Here is a 3,373-nt window from a genome sequence, read left to right on the forward strand (position 1 = left end):
ATCGATGCTGGTTCAACTACCACTAAATGTGCTCTTATCAGCGAAGACGGTGATCTTCTTTACTCCTTCTATTCTAGTAATAATGGAAGCCCGCTTAAGACTGCTATCTCTTCTATCCAGGAGATCTACAAGCTTATGCCAGAAGGTGTAAGGATTGCAAGAAGCTGCTCAACAGGATATGGCGAGGCTCTTCTCAAGTCTGCTCTTTTACTTGACGATGGCGAGGTAGAAACTATCGCCCACTACAATGCTGCTGCATTCTTTGATCCTAAGGTTGACTGCATCCTTGATATAGGTGGTCAGGATATGAAGTGTATCCACATCAAGAACAACTCTGTTGACTCCGTTCAGCTCAACGAAGCCTGCTCTTCTGGCTGTGGTTCATTTATAGAGACCTTTGCAAAATCCCTAGACTATTCAGTTCAGGATTTTGCCAAGGTAGCTCTTTATGCTAAATCTCCAGTGGATCTTGGTACCAGATGTACTGTGTTCATGAATTCAAGAGTTAAGCAGGCCCAGAAGGAAGGCGCTGATGTTGCTGATATTTCTTCCGGACTTGCATATTCAGTTATAAAAAATGCTCTGTTTAAGGTTATCAAGGTATCTGATGCCAAGGATCTTGGCCAGAACATTGTTGTTCAGGGCGGAACTTTCTACAACGATGCTGTTCTTCGTGCATTTGAGATCATTTCAGGCGCAGAGGCAATAAGGCCGGATATTGCAGGTATCATGGGAGCATTTGGTGCTGCTTTGATTGCCAGGGAGCGCTTTAATGAGGTGGACGATTACAAGACTACAATGCTTTCCATTGATCAGATCAATGCCCTTAAGTACTCAACCAGCATGACAGCCTGTCAGGGCTGTACAAACCACTGCCGTCTCACCATCAACAAATTCACAGGTGGTCGTCAGCACATTTCTGGAAACAGATGCGAGCGTGGAATTGGAAAGGTTAAGAACGCAGAAGGCATTCCTAATCTGTTTGATTATAAGTACAAAAGAATATTTGGCTATGAGCCACTTGATGATGACAAGGCAACAAGAGGAACTGTTGGAATACCAAGGGTTCTTAACTTCTATGAAAACTATCCATTCTGGTTTACTTTCTTTACAAACCTTGGATTTAAAGTGGTTCTCTCACCAAGATCCACTCATCAGATCTATGAGATGGGAATTGAATCAATTCCCAGTGAATCAGAGTGCTATCCTGCCAAGATCTCACATGGACATGTGGAGTGGCTTATAGGTCAGAAGGTTGACTTTATCTTCTACCCCGGTCTTTTCTATGAGAGACAGGAAGTTGATGGCGCAACCAACCATTACAACTGCCCAATTGTCACATCATATTCTGAAAACATAAAGAACAATGTGGAAGCCATTACTGACGGTAAAATGAAGCTTCGAAACCCATTTATGGCATTCACAAACCTTGAAACAGTAACTGATGCACTTGTAAAAGAGTTTTCAGAAATCCCGGCTGAAGAAGTAATTGGAGCTGCCAAGGATGGCTGGGACGAAATGGCAAGAGCCAGAAAAGACGTTCAGCAAAAGGGTGAAGAGACCCTTAAATGGATGGAAGAAAATGGCAGACACGGTATTGTCCTTGCTGGTCGTCCATATCACGTAGATCCTGAGATCAATCATGGAATTCCTGACATGATCTGCTCTTATGGTGTTGCAGTTCTTACAGAAGACAGTATCTCACACCTTGGAACTCCTGAAAGACCTCTTATAGTTTCAGACCAGTGGATGTATCATTCAAGGCTTTATGCAGCTGCCAGCTATGTCCGTACAAGGGATGATCTCGATCTTATCCAGCTAAACTCCTTTGGTTGTGGTCTTGATGCTGTTACAACTGATCAGGTTAATGATATCCTGTCAGGTTCTGATAAGATATACACCTGCCTTAAGATAGACGAAGTAAACTCTCTTGGAAGTGCAAGGATAAGAGTTCGTTCTCTTCTTGCTGCTATAAGAGTTCGTAAACAGAAAGCTCAAAAGCGTACAATCAGATCAACAGCCAATAACAGGGTTCTGTTTACTGAAGATATGCGCAAAAACTACACTATTTTGTGCCCTCAGATGTCTCCTATCCATTTTGATATCTTAGAGCCTGCATTTGCAGCCTGTGGTTACAACTTTGTTGTAATGCAAAACGACAACAGACACGCTATTGACATGGGCCTTAAATATGTTAACAACGATGCCTGCTATCCATCTCTTTGGGTTGTAGGTCAGATCATGGATGAGCTCCACTCTGGTAAGTATGACCTTAACAGGACTGCAGTCATCATGTCACAGACTGGTGGCGGCTGCAGAGCTACCAACTATGTTGGATTTATCAGACGTGCTCTTAAAAAAGCCGGAATGGAACAGATACCTGTTGTTTCCTTAAACCTTTCAAAGCTTGAGGCTAATCCGGGCTTTAAAATTAACTTTGAGATGCTTCAAAGAGCAGCCTATGGTGCTATTTTAGGCGATGTATTCATGAGATGTGTCTATAGAATGCGTCCTTATGAAAAGAAAGAAGGCTCTGTTGATGAATGTCATCAGAAATGGCTCATAGAAGCAAAAAACTTTGTAACAGCCAAGCACATGAGCTTTATCCGATTCCAGAAGCTGTGCAAAGACATCATTGAGGACTTTGATAAGATTGAACTTACAGATGAAGTTAAGCCAAGAGTTGGCGTTGTAGGCGAGATCCTTGTTAAGTTTGCTCCAGCTGCCAACAATCATCTTGTTGAACTTCTTGAAGCTGAAGGCGCTGAAGCTGTTGTGCCTGATCTTATGGATTTCATGCTCTACTGCTTCTACAATCAGATCTACAAGGCAAAAGAGCTTGGAACCTCCAAAAAAGCTGCAGCTTTAATTCGTGCTGCTATATGGGGAATTGAAAGATTAAGAGGCGGCGCAAGCAAGGCCTTTGAAAAGAGCGTTCACTTTGATCCACCTACAAGCATCTATGAGCTTGTAAAATATGCTGAGCCTATCGTTTCTATCGGTAATCAGACTGGTGAAGGCTGGTTTTTAACTGGTGAAATGGTTGAGCTTATAAAAGAAGGTGCCACAAATATCGTTTGTACACAGCCTTTTGGATGCCTTCCAAACCACGTTGTTGGTAAAGGCGTTATAAAACAGATGAGACACCTATATCCTGGCTGCAACATCGTAGCAATCGACTATGATCCAGGAGCATCTGAAGTAAACCAGCTTAACAGAATTAAGCTTATGCTTTCTACAGCCCAGAAAAAAGTTAATTCAGATAATAAAAAGCCACAGAAATTAGCATAAAATAAGACACGGGGACGGTTCTACTGACACGGGGACGGTTCTACTGTCAGGTTTTACTTAGATAAAACCTGACAGTAGAACC

1 protein-coding gene is annotated in these 3,373 nt (G+C 42.5%); it reads left to right on the plus strand.

Annotated elements, in window-relative coordinates:
* Positions 1-3,291 (plus strand): acyl-CoA dehydratase activase-related protein (locus J6I68_RS03040; RefSeq protein WP_292217271.1); only part of this gene is annotated, 3,291 nt, incomplete at its 5' end.
* Positions 3,292-3,373: the final 82 nt, after the last annotated feature.

It is taken from the genome of Butyrivibrio sp. (assembly GCF_017940685.1).
Classification (GTDB): domain Bacteria; phylum Bacillota; class Clostridia; order Lachnospirales; family Lachnospiraceae; genus Butyrivibrio.